Here is a 16,201-nt window from a genome sequence, read left to right as displayed (position 1 = left end):
TACCCGACGATGACTTCGACCGTGAAGCAAGGACGCACCGCAATCTGGCTGATCGTGCTGGCCGCCAGCGGCGCCGGCATGTACTACTGGGGCCGCCACACCGCCGCCGAAGCGCCGGCCGCGCCGAATGCGGCCGCCGCCGACACGGGCGCGCAAACCGCCGCCCAGCGCGTGGGCGGCGCCGGCGCGTCGGGCCCGGCCGCGTCGATTCCCCGCTACACCACCGGCGCGGCCCGCCCGCTGCCGTCGGTGGACACGCCGCTGCGGCTGATCCTGCCGGAACTGCAGCGCCGCGCCGCCAACGAACCGGCCGCGGCCTGCCGGCTGGCGGCGGAGATGGAGTATTGCGACAGCCTGCGCCAGCGCCTGGCCGGCGCGGAAAGCGGCGTGGACAATTTCGAACGCCAGCTCGAACGCATGCCGCAGGACACGCCGCAGCAGCGCGAGCAGCGCAAGCGCATGGCCGACAGCTACCAGAACATGACCGACAAGCTGCTGACCCAGTCCGAACACTGCGCCGACGTTCCCACCCTCAGCGCCGAACAACGCGCCGGCTATTGGCGCCGCGCCGCGCTCGCCGGACATCCGGCGGCGATGCGCCACTACGCCAGCGGCAACGCCTTCCGCCAGCAACAGTTGCTCGACTCCCTGCCCGCGCTGGCGACCTATCGCGGCGAAGCCGAATCCATCGCCCGCACCGCGGCCATGCGCGGCGACGCGCGCATGCTGGCGTCGCTGGCCTACGCTTACTCGCCGCGGCGCGACAGCATGCGGCGCAATTTTCTCGGTCAGGCGGTCAAGTCCGATCCGGTGGAATCGCTGAGTCTGTTCCTGCAATTGCTCGATTCGCTGCCGCCGACTCAGCCCGACGCGGCGCCGGCCGGGCCGCGGCCCGGATTCGGGCGATCGCCGTCCTCGCAACGCGAAATGGTCGAAGCGCAGATCCGCGCGCTGACCCGCGACCTGCCGCCGGATCAGGCCAATCGGGCGCGCGAACGCGCCAGCGAGCGGGCGCAGAGTTGGAGCCGCGCCGGCGTGCCGCGCGCGCCCGCAGCCGGCGGCGAATCCGGCGCTTCGGACATGACGCCGTTTTTGCTGCAGGGCTTCGTGCCTGATGTTCAGCGGCAGGAATGCGATCCGACGTGATGCGGTGGCCGGCGACCGGTTGGCTTAAGGCTTACACGCCACCGCCGGATCGCCATGTCCGGCATCGGCCGCCCAAAGACACAGCACGCGATCCAGCGCCACGCCGGTGCGGGAATTGCTGAAGAACACGATGCCGTCGCGCTGCTGCGGCCGCAGCAGGAAGTTCGCCCGGAACCCGGCCTGATTGCGGCCGTCGTGGCCGACCGCCACGCTGCCGTCGGCGAGGCGTTCGATGAAATGGCCCAGGCCGTACATCGCCTCGTTCGGCGCGCGCGCCGTGCTCAGTTCGGCGGGCCGATGCATCTGCCGCAGATCCTCCGGCGACAGCCAGGCCGCGGCGCCGTTGTCGCCGTTGTCGCCGTTGTCGCCGGGCATCATGTCGGCCGCCATCCACTTGGCGAAATCCTCGACCGACGTGGTCAAGGTCGAGGGCGCTTGTTCGATGTAGTAACGCATCGCAATCGGCTCGCCGTTTTCGCCGTGTCCCTGCGCCGCGCCGGCCAGGACGCGCGGCGACATCGCGACGCTGGAATGGCGCATGCGAAGCGGACGAAATACGAGCTCGTTCGCCAGATCGGAATACTTGCGCCCGGTATCGCGCTCGATGGCCAGTTGCATCAAGGTGTAGCCACCACCGGAATACTGGAAGCGGCTGCCGGCCGGCGCGAACAATTCCACCGCGCCGCGTCCGTTGGTCTTGCCCGCCAGCGATTGCTCCAGGGTCGGCAGTTCCTTGAAGTCGAGCCACCCCTGATAGCCGCCGAGCGTGGTGCCGGCGGTGTGCGAGAGCAGATGGCGCGTGGTGATCCGCCGATAATCGAACGCGCTCGCGGCCAGCGGCCACGGCGACACCCAGTCGGCGACCGGACGATCCAGGTCGAGCCGGCCGCGCTCGGCCAACCGCATCGCCACCGAAGCGGCGATCGGCTTGGCCAGCGAGGCCGCGACGAACACCGTCCGCGGCGTCGCGGCCACTTTGCCGGCGTGATCGGCGAAACCGAATCCCCGCGCGTAGACCAGGCGTCCATCGACGATCAGGCCGAACGCGGCGCCCTGGATATGCGCGGCTTTCATGATCGCCGGCACTTCGGCTTCGATGACCTTGGCGAACGCCGGCATCGGTGCGGCCGGCTTGGCGGCGAGCGCGTGGGGGCTGGTCAACATCCCTGTCGCCAGCGCCATGGACGAAACGACGGCGGTCGCCGATGAGGCGGCGCGGTTGTGAACGCGGGAGCTTGTGTCGATCTGGGTAGGGATCATGGCGTCCTGGCAGGGTCGGATGTCGCGGCGGGAACTCGCGGCGTGGCGAACTGCGTCGGCGCAGGTATGCGGCGACGCGACGCCGGGCCGCGGGCCCGCCACGCAGAGAGTTCGAAATACGATGCGATGCGTCGGCGCGCTGGATTCGCGGCCATCCCCCGGCCGCGTTCATGACGCCCAACAGGTGGATGCGCGATGCGCGCGGAAGGTTTATGGCGGATAGCGACGATGGTCCGGCGCTTGAGTCGCGAACCGACCGTGACCGCCGCGCGCCACGCTACTGACGCCGGTACGGACCCAGGCGCCGCAATGCCGCCGCCGCTTCGCGCAACTGCGCCGCGGCCGGGGCGCCGATGCCGGCGCGGCGAATGAAGTCACGTGCCGTCGCAGCGGCTGTCCAAGATGCGACCGACCATCGCAGCATCCACTCCCGGCAGACGCGACAGGCCTTCGCGTTCGGCGATATTGAGATTGGCCACGTGCGACCCGCTCGAACCGCGGGCGGCCGTCGATGGCGCGAGCGCGACGATTGCGCGCGCGTCAGCGGCGAACAGGCACGAACGCCAGTACCGCGGCGAATACCAGGAACACGCCGCCCAGGAACAGGCCGACACGATTGTCGCCGGCCCAGGCCTCGCGAACCTGCGCATGGCTGCGAACACTGACGCCCGCCACCGACACGGCGTAGACCGGATAGAAGGTCTTCTCCGCGAACAGAGGGCCGCCCGGATCGGCCGGGTCGAACAGCAGCGTCACCGGCGCGCCGCCCGGCGCGAGCGCGTGTTCGACCTGCGCCATCGCGCCGCTCTTGGACGCGTAGCGGTATTCGCGCGCTTGCCCGCGCAGCTTGAAGTCGATGGCGTGGCGGACGCTGTGCTCCCTCTCCACCACACCGGCGACCGTGCGCAGTCGCGAGACCGGCGGAACGCCATCGTCGAACCCCGCGGCGTAGAGAATACACACGCCCAGCAGGGCGTTGAACAAGCCCCATCCGAACCGGCGCTTCTTGCGCCCGCGGCTTCGAATCAGAATCGCCAAATCATCAACCCGTGTACGGGCCCTTGGCCTCGCCCCAGCCCCAGCGCGGCATCGGCGCGTCCTCATCGACCTGCGCACCCGGCTGCGAATTGATGACCGCCAGGCGCGAGCCCCATTCCAGGTAAGCGACCAGGGCCGAGCGGAATTCCGGATCGTCCGGCATCGCCAGTTCGTCGGCGGTGGTCAACAGCAGGCCCACCCAGCGCCGGCGCTGTTCCTGGCTCAGGTGCCGGTTCAAGTGATGGCGGATCATGTTCGGATGGCCGCCGTGCCGCGCCGAATACTCGGCCGGGCCGCCGAGCACCTCGGCCAGGAACGCGGCGACATGCGCCGGATGTTCGTCGCTCATGTGGGCGAAGACCGGGCCCAGCAGCTCGTCGTTCTTGACGTGCTGATAGAAACGCACGGTAAGCCGCTCTAGCGCTTCGATGCCGCCGAGCCATTGATACAACGTGGGTACGGTTTGCTCCGGCATGGCCGCGAAGGTCTTCGTTGCTGGCGTCGCCGGCAACGATAAACCAAGCCGGCGGCGGTGCAAGCGGCGGCGCGCGACGTTCGCGCGCCGCCGCGGCCGTCAGTTCACCTGGCAGTTGAAGCTCAAGGTCGCGCTTTGTCCCGCCGCCAAGGCGCCCAGCACGATGCCGTTCGCGCCGGTCAGATCGGCCACGGTGAAGCTGCCCGCCGGCACGCCGTCGCCGCTGATGGTCACCGCATTGCCGGCCGGACAAGTGATGCCCGCTCCGGGCGCATCCCTCACCACCGCGCCGGTCACCGCGGTGGTGCCGTCATTGGTGACCACCAGGGTGTAGGTCGTCGTTTGCCCCGAATCCACCGTGTCGTTGGCCTGATCCAACGCGCCGACCGTGGGCGTGTTGGTCTTGGTGATCGACAGGTCGGCGACGCGACGGGTGTTGGTGAAGGTGCAGGCAATGGTGGCCGTCGTGGTCATAGCGGCAGCCGGCAGAACCACATTGCCGCCGTTGACGCCATTGACGGTATAGGTTGGCGTTCCCGATGGCAGGCCGGTGCAATTGATCGCGGTCAAGGTGAAGCCCGCTGGGGCAGCTTCGGTAACGGTGGTCGCGGTGTTGGTCGCCGCCAACACCTGGGTGGATCCGGCCATGCCGGTGCCGGCCGTAGTCGTAATAATACTTTGTGCGGCGAAGCCGTTACTGCCGGTAAAGTTGAAGGTGCCAGTGCCCCCATTGGAAATCTTAGTAACGGTGACCGTGGGCAGCGGACAGATTCCGGTACCGAACTGGAAGTCGTCGATAGTGAGGGTACTGCCGCTGCCAGAGGAGTTAGCGGGGCCGTTAAATGGGTAGACGCGCAGGTAGTAGGTCGTACTCGGTGTTAGAAGCGGAAAGCGTGAGGTATTGCCAGGGACGTACTGATAACCGCCTGTACCATTCTGTACGGTCGCATTCGGCACGATCGTCCAATATGAGCTGAAGTTGGGATCAGTCGAAACGCGCACCCCGTAATGAAAGTTCTGCCCGGGGTAAGAGCCCATGCCGGCGCGGGCGAAATAAAGGCGCGGGTTTGCGTTGGCTGGGGTCGTGAACTGGTACTGCGTGTAAGCGTTGCCCGCCACCGACGTGGCCAAGGTCGTCCCCGGACCAATATTGCCGCTGTAAAAATAAGCCGTGGGAGGACTGGGGATCGCAGTAAGCCCGCTTCCCACTATTTCGTCGGCCGCGTAGTCAGCGACTACGGTGGTGTCGGCGCCTAGCGGACTGGCATCTCGCGGGTTATCCCAGTAGACGGCGGGGCCGCCCGGCGGGTTTGCCCAGAACCCGTCCTGCCTGCGCGTAGGGATACCACCCGGGACAGGAGCGGGGGGCTGGTTATGGAGCCAGCCGGCATCGTAAGCCACGCCTGTACCACTCGCTCCGGTCGCGCATTCGCCTCCGGTGATCTCCTGTGCCAGTACTTCCAACGGCGCCGATGCTATCCATAACACCAGTAATGCGCGCATCCACACCTGCGTGCGGATCTGCCCATTGCGACGCTTCTCCTTGAAATTTATTCCGATTCGCATGATTTTTCCCCTACTCCTGTGTCACCGGCCATCACTGGGACTGCGGCATGGCCTGACGTCGCTGGCGGTTGATATGTGCTTTTGCCCCACCTCAACGGAATGTTTGGCTGTTGGCGTGGACAATGCTCCCGATCCTTTCCGCGCATTATTTTTTGATTGATTCAGTTGTTTGCCTGAGCCCTGCACTGACCAATCAGACTCGTACGAAATCAATTTCGTGCGAGACCGAGCACCAATTCCGCCAACCACCGGAGGCTATGCGGCGACACAAAATCGCCGCGAGAAGGCAGCTATTGCTACGCACCGTTGCTACGCGCCGCCGCTTCATGCCGCTGGCATTCGCGAACGCGAACGCGAAGAAACGTGGAACACCGCACGCTTCGCCGTGCAACAGCGATAGAACACTCGTCCCGCCCCGTACGAAGCGGCCGGCGCCAAGTCGCTGCGTTCTCGCCTTCGCTAGTTCACTTGGCAATTGAAACTCAAGGTCGCCCTTTGTCCCGCTCCCAACGCGCCCAGCACGATACCGGTGGAACCGGTCAGATCGGCCACGGTGAAGCTGCCCGCCGGCACGCCGTCGCCGCTGATGGTCACCGCGTTGCCGGCCGGACAAGTGATGCCGGCTCCGGGCGCATCCCTCACCACCGCGCCGGTCACCGCCGTGGTGCCGTCGTTGGTCACCACCAGGGTGTAGGTCGTCGCTTGCCCCGAATCCACCGTGTCGTTGGCCTGATCCAACGCGCCGACCGTGGGTGTGTTGGTCTTGGTGATCGACAGGTCGGCTACCGCAGTGTCGTCGTTGGTAATGCTGCAGGTCGCCACTGCCCCCTGAGCCAGGGTCACCGAACCTGCATTGAATGCGGTGCCCACCTGGGTTGTTCCGACGCCCGTGCAACTCCACGTCCCTTCGTTGTACTGCGGGTGATCGATTTCGTTCATCGTATAACTGCCGACATTAACCGTCAGCGAGTTCGATCTATAGATGGCATTCTGCGCGGTACCGGTATTAGCGCCGAAGGTCAACGCGCCCGCACTCGTTGCGATATTGAAATCGGCGGCGGCGGCGGCGGCGCCATTGTCGTTGGTAACACGCTTCACGAACTGGATCACTGGCCGGCAGGTGCCGGGAACTCTGACGTTGTGCTGAGCGGAGTTGATGGTGCCTACGCCATGCAACGACCTCCAACTGACGTTAACGCCCGTCATCGTCGCTCCGGCGGGTGTTCTGAGTCGATACTGGGCAAACTGGCGGGGGTTGGTTTGCGCGGTTCCTCTGAAACTGACGGTCAAGCCGTCTGGACTAACCGTCGCCGTTCCGGCGAATACCGGATCGACAATCCAGGAAAAACCCGGCGACATGCCTACCGCAGTGAACACTACTTCATCGTCAGCCCCCACGGTGCCGGGTGCGCTGTCCATGTTCGACGGAGGACCGGCATAGTTGGGTCCAGCCGCGATAATGACGGGAATTGGACGCGCGAAAGACATGCTGTATTGGAAGCCATCGTTCGCGAAATTCGGACTAGCCTGCTCATAGCGCACCACGCCGCCAGCCGTACCGGAACGAGATACAGAGCCATTGGTGGCGGGATTACCGGTACGGGTAATGGCAGAGAAAGTCGTGCCGATTGTCGCCGTCCCTGCCGTGTCTGTAGTGAACGTTGAAGTACCGTTGCCGAGCCCGTTCACATTCACCGGATTACCCGTGAATACAGGATCGCAGGTTTGCGCATGCGCAGACTCCATCGGCACCAATACGCCCGCCAGAAGGCTTAGCGCAGCCAGCTTGGAGAACGCACGACGAAAACCGTCCGCGCGATTCGGGATCGTCTCCGCTTCCTGTCTTCCCTCGAGCGGTTTCGCCCCTGCGTCCCGACTAATCGCCATGCTTTTCATCAAATCCCCCAAGTTCTAGCAAACATCCTCGGCAAAGCCGGGCTTTGGAAATATGCGTTCGAGACCGACGGCTGGAACGCCATTGAATCCGGCAAGGAATCCAGATCGAACAATGCGACGTCGGCGAGATCGCCGCGAGAAGGCAGCTATTGCCATGCATCGTCGCCGCACAACGAGCACGCCGCGCCGCTTCCGACACGCTTTTGGCCGCAAATTCAGATCGAACCGCGCATTGGTGATTGCCTCAACTAAATCGTATGTGCAGGGGCGCCGCATTGACTGTTGCCGGCGTGGTACAGGTCGAGCCCGCGGCACGGTTCGAGACTCGACATAAGAGGTAATCGAAAGCGAAGAGCAAATCCGGCCACACAGGCGGCATTAAATTCCACGCTCGCTACCCGCTGCCGAGCCCCCCCCCCTTTCTGCGCAACCGCGATCACGGCCGGCGCCCCGCGCAACGGCAAGGAAAAGGCCAGACCGCCACGCTGCGAGGTCTTTGAAAGAGTCCCCGGGCTTCACAAGCCCCAACTCATCCGAAGAGTCCGCGCCTGCCTGGACGCAAGCATTCGAATCCCGAAAATGCTCCGGCAGATTGCCGGGCACATCAATCAGACTCGTATGAAATTGGCCCCGCTCATCGTGAAGACGGGTCGATCGCCGGCGGCTGCGCAGCGGCTGCGATCGAAGCGGTCGCGCCACGGGCCGGATGGGGCGCCGGGAAGAACGGCGAGCAAGCGCAAGCGGGCCTGGCCCGGTTGATCGGAAGGCGGCCAGCCACACCGACGCGACCGGAACGACTGCGCCGCTTTTTCGGCGCGGGCCCATCGGAAACCCGCACAAAGAAAAAGCGGGCCGAAGCCCGCTTTTTCAAAAATCCAACGATGCGCGCGGCGATTACTCGGCCGCGACGCCCTCGCCTTCTTCCACGGCCTTCATCGACAGGCGGATACGGCCCTGCTTGTCGACTTCCAGCACCTTGACCTTGACCAGATCGCCTTCCTTGAGCTTGTCGCTGACCTTCTCGACGCGCTCGTTGGAAATCTGCGACACGTGGACCAGACCGTCCTTGCCCGGCAGGATCGTCACGAACGCACCGAAGTCCATGATCTTGGCGACCTTGCCTTCGTAGATGCGGCCCGGCTCGACGTCGGACACGATCTGGTCGATGCGCGCCTTCGCGGCCTGCGCGGCGGCGGCGTTGACCGAAGCGATGACGATGGTGCCGTCGTCCTGGATGTCGATCTGGGTGCCGGTTTCCTTCGTGATCGCCTGGATGGTCGAACCGCCCTTGCCGATCACTTCGCGGATCTTGTCCGGATGGATCTTCATGGTCAGAAGACGCGGCGCGTACTCGGACAGCTCGGTGCGCGATTCGGTGAGAGCGTGAGCCATCTCGCCGAGGATGTGCAGACGGCCGGCCTTGGCCTGATCCAGCGCCACCTTCATGATCTCTTCGGTGATGCCCTGGATCTTGATGTCCATCTGCAGCGCCGAGATGCCCGTGGCGGTGCCGGCGACCTTGAAGTCCATGTCGCCGAGGTGATCCTCGTCGCCCAGGATGTCGGACAGGACGACGAAGTTATCGTCTTCCTTGACCAGGCCCATCGCGATGCCCGCGACCGGCGCCTTGATCGGCACGCCGGCATCCATCAGCGCCAGCGAGCTGCCGCAGACCGAAGCCATCGAGGAGGAACCGTTGGACTCGGTGATTTCCGAGACGATGCGGATGGTGTACGGGAACTCTTCCATCGTCGGCATCACCGCCAGCACGCCGCGCTTGGCGAGGCGGCCGTGGCCGATTTCGCGGCGCTTCGGGCCCATCATGCGGCCGCATTCGCCGACCGAGTAAGGCGGGAAGTTGTAATGGAACAGGAAGTGTTCCTTGTACTCGCCCGAGACCGCGTCGATGATCTGACCGTCGCGCGCGGTGCCCAGCGTGGCAACCACGATGGCCTGGGTCTCGCCGCGGGTGAACAGCGAGGAGCCATGGGTGCGCGGCAGCACGCCGACGCGCGAGGCGATCGGACGCACGGTGTCGAGGGCGCGGCCGTCGATGCGGACCTTGGTGCTGAGCACCGAGTTGCGCATGGTCTGGTATTCGAGCTCGCCGAATTCCTTCGACAGCTCGGCGCTCTGCCAACCCTCGGCTTCGGCGCGGCCGGTCAGGCTCTGCAGCACGTCCTTCTTGATCGCGCCGATGGCGTCGCGGCGCTGCAGCTTGTCGCGGACCATGAAGGCCTGCGTCAGTTGGTCGCCCACCGCTTCTTTCAGCGCACCGATCAGCGCATTGTTTTTAGCCGGAGCTTCCCACGAGGACGGCTTGGTGCCGGCTTCGACGACGAGCTCGTTGATGACGTTGATGACCTTCTGCAGTTCGCGATGGCCGAACATCACCGCGCCGAGCATGACTTCCTCGGACAGCATCTTGGCTTCGGACTCGACCATCAGCACCGCGTTGGAGGTGCCGGCGACGACGAGTTCGAGCTCGGAATCGAGCAGCTCGGTCGCGGTCGGGTTGAGCAGGTACTGGCCGTTCTTGTAACCGACCTTGGCCGCGCCGATCGGGCCCTGGAACGGCGTGCCGGCCAGCGCGAGCGCGGCGGACGCGCCGATCAGCGCCGGGATGTCGCCGTCGACTTCCGGATTCATCGACATCACCGTGGCGATGATCTGGACTTCGTTCTTGTAGTCTTCCGGGAACAGCGGACGGATCGGACGGTCGATCAGGCGCGAGATCAGCGTTTCCTTCTCGGTCGCACGGCCTTCACGCTTGAAGAAGCCGCCCGGGATGCGACCGCCGGCGTAGAACTTCTCTTGGTAATCCACGGTGAGCGGGAAGAAGTCCTGGCCTTCGCGCGCGCTCTTGGCGGCGACGGCTGCCACCAGCAGTACGGTGTCGTCCATCTTGACGATCACGGAGCCGCCGGCCTGACGGGCGATTTCGCCGGTCTCCAGGGTCACTTGATGGTTGCCGTACTGGAAGGTCTTGGTAATTTTTGCCACGTTGGGTTCCTTCGGTATCTATGCGTTCCGGTCGGGGCCCTTGCCCCGCTCCGGTCGGCCGCCGGCGCAGCGACCTGAGGTTTGTTGCGTTTCGCGCGCAATCCGGCGCTGCGTCGCACGAGGCCGTGGGGCCCATCCAGTTCGACGGTCGCGCTCGCGTACCGTCGCTGGCGGCAGTGCTTCCTGCACCGCCTGCGGAACTTTCATGTCCGCCAAAACAAACCGCGGCGCATCGCTGCGCCGCGGTTGGGTGTCCGATTAACGGCGCAGACCGAGCTTCTCGATCAGGGCCTTGTAGCGCTCGCCGTCTTTGCGCTTGAGGTAATCAAGCAGGCTGCGACGGCGGTTGACCATCATCAGCAGACCGCGACGGCTGTGGTGGTCCTGCTTGTGCTGCTTGAAGTGGCCGGTGAGCTGCTCGATGCGAGCGGTCAGCAGAGCGACCTGGACTTCCGGCGAACCGGTGTCGTTGGCGCCGCGCTTGTTGTCTTCAATTACCTTGCTGGTGTCGATCGACATGACTTATGTTCTCTGTAGATGCGGGGCCCGCAGAAGCGAATCGGTCGCGGAATTTCCGCCCCGACGCACCGCCTGGCCCGCCGCTTGCTTTAAGTGAGGATTGCCGTACGAGCATCGCCCGAACCGATGGCCTTGGGCGAAGTGCTTGAAAAGCGGCGGAATTGTAACAGCCCGCGACGACGATTGCGACCTTGGATCGGTGCGGATCGGCGATCCGTGCCCGGCCCGGGCGGCACGTAATCGATGGCTGAGCGCGCTGTTCAGCTGGCTGCTTGAGCCGCTGCCGCTGGCCCAGTTAGCCCACCCTCGGCGCTTGTCAGCCCTGCGCCGCCCAGCGGAACAGCCGCTGCGGCTGCAGGCGGCCCTCGGCCTGACGCAGGCCCAGGCCCAGGCAGCGGCCGGCTTCGCCGAAGATCGCCACCAGCCCGGCCTCGCCCTCTTCGCACGTGACCGCCTGGCCCTGGCCCAGCCGATGGGCGGAGGCGGCGTCGATCGAGACTCGGGCGAATTCGCTCAGGCCCGCTTCGATCGGCAGCAGATGGGCGTCCAGCGCCAGATCGTTGCCCTGTGCGGCCAGTTCGCGCAGTTGCTCCAGGGTGACCATACGCGGCTGCATGAACGGCTCGACCCACAGCCGGCGCAGCACGCTGACGTGGGCGCCGCAGCCGAGGGTTTCGCCCAGGTCGCGGACCAGGCTGCGCACGTAGGTGCCCGATCCGCATTCCACGTGCAGTTCCAGGCGCGGGCCGTCGCGGCCGGTCAGGGCCAGCGAATGCACGATCACGTCGCGCTCGGGCGCCTCGATGGCCTCGCCGCGGCGGGCCTTGGCATACAGCGGCTCGCCGCCCTGCTTGAGCGCGGAATAGATCGGCGCGCGCTGGCGGATCGCTCCGCGCAAGGGCGCGAGCGCGGCTTCGATGGTGGCGTCGTCGAGCTCGGGCACCGGGCGTTCGAGCAGCGGCGCGCCGTCGGCATCGTCGCTGTCGGTGGTCAGGCCAAGCACGGCGGTGGTGGTGTAGGCCTTGCGCGCGCCGAGCAGCAGGCCGGCGATCTTGGTCGCCTCGCCGAAGCACAGCGGCAGCAGTCCGGTCGCCAGCGGGTCCAGGCTGCCGGTGTGCCCGCCCTTTTCGGCGCGGAACAGGTGGCGCGCCTGTTGCAGGGCCTGGTTGGAACTCAGGCCTTGCGGTTTGTCGAGCAGCAACAAGCCGTCGACGTTGCGCCAATTGCGTTTACGCGTCGTGTTCAAGCAAGCCGTCCACTCCTGCCTGCGCGATTTGCGCGTCCTGGACCGACTGCATCCCGGACACGCCGATCGCACCGATCACCTCGCCGCCCACGATCAGGGGCAGCCCGCCATCCAACGGCAACAGATTGTCCATGCCGAGCAATCGCATGCCCAATCCGCCGGCAGCGACCGCGTCTTCGAACACCTTGGTCGGGCGGCGGAACTTCACTGCCGTCTCGGCCTTGGCCTGGGCCACGGGAATGCTCCCATATTGCGCCTGATCGAGCTTGTGAAGCATCACCAGGTGACCGGTGCTGTCCACGATGGCGATGACCATCGGCCAGCCTTCGCGCTCGGCCCGCGCCTGCGCGGCGCGCATGACCCGGCTGGCGGTTGCGAACGAAATCGGGGCGCCGTAACGCGGGGGCAGCGTGGACATGCGAGGGCTCCTGGGAGAAGAAGAGACGGCGGCGCGAACGGCGGCCGGTGGCGCGGGTTTGCGGAAATTCGGGGGCAAACGGGGATGGCGATCGGCCGGATGGTAGTCCCGCTCGGCTGGGCGCGGGTATGCGGGAGCTGCCGGGCTGTCGTCGCGGGTGCGGTTTCGAATCGGGGCCGAAGCCCCTCCTGCAAAAGACGTCTAAGCCACGAGGTTGGTTGTGGGTGGGGCTTCAGCCCCGACTCGGATCACCGAGCTCCCTACACAAACCCCGACAGGTCGCCGCTACGGCCCTGGTCGATCACTGCCGCGGCCATCCATCGGCCGCCCACATCGGACGCTTATGCAGCCCGACCGGCGAAGCCACCGATCACTCCGGCTTGCCGCCCTCGCCGTCTTCGCTCCCGCCTTCGTCGGCGCGGGTTTCCAGATCGGGGTGATCGCGCAGCAGGTTGTCGATGCTTTCGCCGCGGTCCACGGAGTCGTCGTAATGGAAATGCAGCTCGGGCACATGGCGCAGCTTCATCGCCTTGCCGAGCTGGTAACGCAGGTTCGGAGCGAGCTCCTTGAGGTCCTTGACCGCCTCAAGCGAGCGCTCGGGCTGCAGCGCGGTCACGAAGACCTTGGCGTGGGCCAGGTCGCGCGAAACCTCGACGTCGGACACGCTGACCGACGGCAGGCCGTGCTCGCGCACGGCTTCGTGCACGATCTTGCCGAGCTCGCGGCGCAACTGCGCCGAGACCCGGTCGGTACGGTGGAACGATTTGCTACTAGGCATGGGATTCGTGATTCGTGATTCGGGATTGGTAGAGCAAGCAAAGCGGGGCTTCGAAAAGATCCGGGACTCGCTTTTGCGAATCCCGAATCCCCAATCCCAAATCCCGGCCTTACAGCGTGCGCTGAACCTCGATGCGCTCGAAGCACTCGATCTGGTCGCCCGGCTTGACGTCGTTGTACGCCTTCACGCCGATGCCGCACTCGGTGCCGTTGCGCACTTCGTCCACGTTTTCCTTGAAGCGACGCAGCGATTCCAGCTCGCCTTCGAAGACCACGGCGTTGTCGCGCAGCACGCGGATCGGCTTGGAGCGCTTGACCACGCCCTCCACGACCATGCAGCCGGCGACCGCGCCGAACTTCGAGCTGCGGAACACGTCGCGAACCTCGGCGATGCCGATGATCTCTTCGCGGATTTCCACGCCGAGGATGCCCGACGCCACCTGCTTCACCTGATCGATCACGTCATAGATGATCGAGAAGTAACGCAGATCCACGCCGTTGCCTTCGATGATGCGGCGGGCCGAAGCGTCCGCGCGCACGTTGAAGCCGATCACCGTGGCCTTGGCGGTAGCCGCGGCGTTGGCGTCGGACTCGGTGATGCCACCGACGCCCGAGCTGATCACGTTGATGCGGATCTGATCGTTGGACAGCGCGACCAGGGCCTGGCGCAGCGCCTCGACCGAACCTTGCACGTCGGCCTTGATGACCAGGTTGAGGCTCAGCTGGCCCTCGCCCTTGCCCATCTGGGCCATGATGTCTTCCATGCGGTTGCCGGCGGCGGCGACCAGGCGCGATTCGCGGCGCTTGGCGTCGCGCTGCTGCGCCACGTCCTTGGCCAGGCGCTCGTCCTCGACCACGACGAAGTCGTCGCCGGCATCGGGCACGCCCGACAGGCCGAGCACCTGCACCGGAATCGACGGGCCGGCGAACTCGACCTGACGGCCGGTTTCGTCGAACAGCGCACGCACGCGGCCGTACTGCACGCCGCACACGAGGTAGTCGCCCTTCTTGAGCTGGCCCTGCTGGACCAGCACGGTCGCGACCGGGCCGCGGCCCTTGTCGAGCGAGGACTCGATCACCGTGCCGATGGCGCGGCCGATCGGAACCGCCTTGAGTTCCAGCACTTCGGCCTGCAGCGAAATCGCGTCGAGCAGATCGTCCACGCCGTCGCCGGTCTTGGCCGACAGTTCGACCATCTGGGTCTCGCCGCCGAAATCTTCCGCGACCACTTCCTCGGCCAGCAGTTCGTTCTTGACCCGCAGCGGGTCGGCGCCGGACTTGTCGATCTTGTTGATCGCCACAATCAGCGGCACGCCGGCCGCCTTGGCGTGCTGCACGGCTTCCTTCGTCTGCGGCATGACGCCGTCGTCGGCCGCCACCACCAGCACCACGATGTCGGTCAGCTTGGCGCCGCGCGCGCGCATCGAGGTGAAGGCCGAGTGGCCGGGGGTGTCGAGGAAGCTGATCACGCCGCGAGCGGTTTCGACGTGGTACGCGCCGATGTGCTGGGTGATGCCGCCGGCTTCGCCGGAAGCGACCTTGGTGCGGCGGATGTAATCCAGCAGCGAGGTCTTGCCGTGATCGACGTGGCCCATGATCGTGACCACCGGCGGACGCGCGACCTTGTCGCCCTGCACTTCCTCGGCGTGCGCGATCAGCGCGTCCTCGGCGGCGTTGGCGTTGGTGCGCACGACGGTGTGGCCGAGTTCCTCGGTCACCAGCGCGGCGGTGTCGAAGTCGATGCTCTGGTTGATGGTCGCCATGACGCCCATCTTGAACAGCGCCTTGACCACGTCGCCGCCCTTGAGCGCGAGCTTCTGCGCCAGATCGGCGACCGTCACGGTGTCGCCGATGGCGACTTCGCGAACGATCGGCGCGGTCGGGCGCGAGAAGCCGTGCTGGCCGCCGCCGGAACGCGACTGCTCGGACTGGCGGCGCTGCTGCGGACGGTTGCCACCCTTGCCGCGCGAATTGGTGGTGCGGCGGGCACGGTCGGACGGGCTCAGGTGCAACTGGCCGGCGAAGCGGTTGGCCGCATCGTCGTCTTCCACGCCGGCGACCATCGCGTGCGAGCCGCGGGTCTTGTTGCGCGGAGCGTTGTGATCCACGCGCGCAGGCGCGGCCGGCGCGGGCGGCTTGGGATGGCCGTGACCGTGCGTGGCCGGCGGCTTGCGCACCGCGGTCGCGGTGGGCGCGTCGTCCGTGCTCGGAACGATGGCGCTGGCGTCGGCGAGCTTTTCTTTCTGCTCTTCCTCGGCCTTGGCGCGCGCGGCTTCCTCCGCGGCCAGACGCACCGCATCGGCGGCGTCGGCGCGGCGCTTGTCGTCGGCGGCCAGGCGCTGCTGCTCGGCAAGGTTGCGCTGCTTGGACTCTTCGAGCTTGCGCAGGATTTCCGCGCGCTCGTCGTCCGGCGAACCGGAGCCTGCCGGCTCGTTCGGGCGAACCAGGGTCACCTTCTTGCGCACGACCACATCCACCGTGGTCTTGTGCTTGCCGCCGCCGACAGTGATTTCCTGCTTGCGGCTGCGGTTGAGGGTGATCTTCTTCGCGGCGTCGTCGGTTTCGACAGGCTTGTCGGCCTTGCCGTGCGAGCGCTTAAGGAAGCCGAGCAGCTTGACTTTCTCGATACTGGTCACGACCTGGTCGGGGCCGCTGAACTTCATGCCGGCCTCGGCCAGCTGTTCCAGCAACTTCTCGACCGGCGTGTTCACCAGTTCGGCCAGCTTGCGGATGGTGGTTTGCTGCGACATTCGGTTTTCCGTGTCCTCTTGGCGCGGGACGCATCCCGCGCGTGATGGCGCCATTCTAGCTCCGCGCGCGCCCCTGCACCGGCTCGCGCAAGCCATCTCGGCCTGCC

At 66.0% G+C, this 16,201-nt stretch carries 13 protein-coding genes; 1 reads left to right on the top strand and 12 read right to left on the bottom strand.

Annotation, left to right across the window (positions count from 1 at the left end):
* Positions 1-9: 9 nt before the first annotated feature.
* A complete protein-coding gene (locus LG3211_RS10120; protein WP_057942732.1) occupies positions 10-1,146 on the top strand; it encodes a hypothetical protein in 1,137 nt (378 codons plus the stop codon).
* A gap of 24 nt (positions 1,147-1,170) precedes the next feature.
* Here LG3211_RS10120 and LG3211_RS10115 read toward each other — a convergent pair whose 3' ends face one another.
* From LG3211_RS10115 to infB, 12 genes are all read right to left on the bottom strand, one after another.
* Positions 1,171-2,310, bottom strand: coding sequence for a serine hydrolase domain-containing protein (locus LG3211_RS10115; protein WP_237049866.1), 1,140 nt, complete (start codon positions 2,308-2,310; stop codon positions 1,171-1,173).
* A gap of 470 nt (positions 2,311-2,780) precedes the next feature.
* A complete protein-coding gene (locus tag LG3211_RS27675) occupies positions 2,781-2,885 on the bottom strand; it encodes a ComEA family DNA-binding protein (RefSeq protein WP_484502503.1) in 105 nt (34 codons plus the stop codon).
* A gap of 61 nt (positions 2,886-2,946) precedes the next feature.
* A complete protein-coding gene (locus LG3211_RS10110; protein ID WP_148648837.1) occupies positions 2,947-3,390 on the bottom strand; it encodes a hypothetical protein in 444 nt (147 codons plus the stop codon).
* A gap of 58 nt (positions 3,391-3,448) precedes the next feature.
* On the bottom strand, positions 3,449-3,919 hold the full coding sequence (locus tag LG3211_RS10105; protein WP_057942729.1) for a group II truncated hemoglobin: 471 nt from the start codon (positions 3,917-3,919) through the stop codon (positions 3,449-3,451).
* A 99-nt stretch (positions 3,920-4,018) separates the two neighbouring features.
* Positions 4,019-5,485 carry a prealbumin-like fold domain-containing protein gene (locus LG3211_RS24830; RefSeq protein ID WP_083512437.1) on the bottom strand — a complete coding sequence of 489 codons (1,467 nt, stop codon included), beginning with the start codon at positions 5,483-5,485 and terminating at the stop codon, positions 4,019-4,021.
* Between the two features lie 459 nt (positions 5,486-5,944).
* Positions 5,945-7,381: a DUF11 domain-containing protein gene (locus LG3211_RS24825; RefSeq protein WP_083512436.1), complete on the bottom strand. Its 1,437-nt coding sequence runs from the start codon at positions 7,379-7,381 to the stop codon at positions 5,945-5,947.
* A gap of 894 nt (positions 7,382-8,275) precedes the next feature.
* Positions 8,276-10,384, bottom strand: a complete 2,109-nt coding sequence (gene pnp, locus LG3211_RS10090) for a polyribonucleotide nucleotidyltransferase (protein WP_057942726.1) — start codon at positions 10,382-10,384, stop codon at positions 8,276-8,278.
* Positions 10,385-10,642: 258 nt separating this feature from the next.
* On the bottom strand, positions 10,643-10,903 hold the full coding sequence (gene rpsO / locus LG3211_RS10085; protein ID WP_057942725.1) for a 30S ribosomal protein S15: 261 nt from the start codon (positions 10,901-10,903) through the stop codon (positions 10,643-10,645).
* Between the two features lie 316 nt (positions 10,904-11,219).
* Positions 11,220-12,149, bottom strand: a complete 930-nt coding sequence (gene truB, locus LG3211_RS10080) for a tRNA pseudouridine(55) synthase TruB (RefSeq protein ID WP_057942724.1) — start codon at positions 12,147-12,149, stop codon at positions 11,220-11,222.
* Positions 12,133-12,567, bottom strand: coding sequence for a GlcG/HbpS family heme-binding protein (locus LG3211_RS10075; RefSeq protein ID WP_057942723.1), 435 nt, complete (start codon positions 12,565-12,567; stop codon positions 12,133-12,135). Before LG3211_RS10075 ends, truB begins: the two co-directional genes overlap by 17 nt.
* A 370-nt stretch (positions 12,568-12,937) precedes the next feature.
* Positions 12,938-13,345, bottom strand: a complete 408-nt coding sequence (gene rbfA / locus LG3211_RS10070) for a 30S ribosome-binding factor RbfA (protein WP_057942722.1) — start codon at positions 13,343-13,345, stop codon at positions 12,938-12,940.
* A 109-nt stretch (positions 13,346-13,454) separates the two neighbouring features.
* Positions 13,455-16,094 carry a translation initiation factor IF-2 gene (gene infB / locus LG3211_RS10065; protein ID WP_057942721.1) on the bottom strand — a complete coding sequence of 880 codons (2,640 nt, stop codon included), beginning with the start codon at positions 16,092-16,094 and terminating at the stop codon, positions 13,455-13,457.
* Positions 16,095-16,201 lie beyond the last annotated feature (107 nt).

This window comes from Lysobacter gummosus (assembly GCF_001442805.1).
GTDB lineage: Bacteria > Pseudomonadota > Gammaproteobacteria > Xanthomonadales > Xanthomonadaceae > Lysobacter > Lysobacter gummosus.
Note: the sequence above shows the minus strand (reverse complement) of the source record. Positions and strands in the feature narration are given on the sequence as shown.

Coding starts and splice junctions, on each gene's coding strand:
- rbfA (WP_057942722.1), bottom strand. CDS start 13,345: ATGCCTAGTAGCAAATCGTTCCACCGTACCGACCGGGTCTCGGCGCAG.
- LG3211_RS24830 (WP_083512437.1), bottom strand. CDS start 5,485: ATGCGAATCGGAATAAATTTCAAGGAGAAGCGTCGCAATGGGCAGATC.
- LG3211_RS10105 (WP_057942729.1), bottom strand. CDS start 3,919: ATGCCGGAGCAAACCGTACCCACGTTGTATCAATGGCTCGGCGGCATC.
- rpsO (WP_057942725.1), bottom strand. CDS start 10,903: ATGTCGATCGACACCAGCAAGGTAATTGAAGACAACAAGCGCGGCGCC.
- LG3211_RS10120 (WP_057942732.1), top strand. CDS start 10: ATGACTTCGACCGTGAAGCAAGGACGCACCGCAATCTGGCTGATCGTG.
- LG3211_RS10115 (WP_237049866.1), bottom strand. CDS start 2,310: ATGTTGACCAGCCCCCACGCGCTCGCCGCCAAGCCGGCCGCACCGATG.
- infB (WP_057942721.1), bottom strand. CDS start 16,094: ATGTCGCAGCAAACCACCATCCGCAAGCTGGCCGAACTGGTGAACACG.
- LG3211_RS10075 (WP_057942723.1), bottom strand. CDS start 12,567: ATGTCCACGCTGCCCCCGCGTTACGGCGCCCCGATTTCGTTCGCAACC.
- LG3211_RS24825 (WP_083512436.1), bottom strand. CDS start 7,381: ATGAAAAGCATGGCGATTAGTCGGGACGCAGGGGCGAAACCGCTCGAG.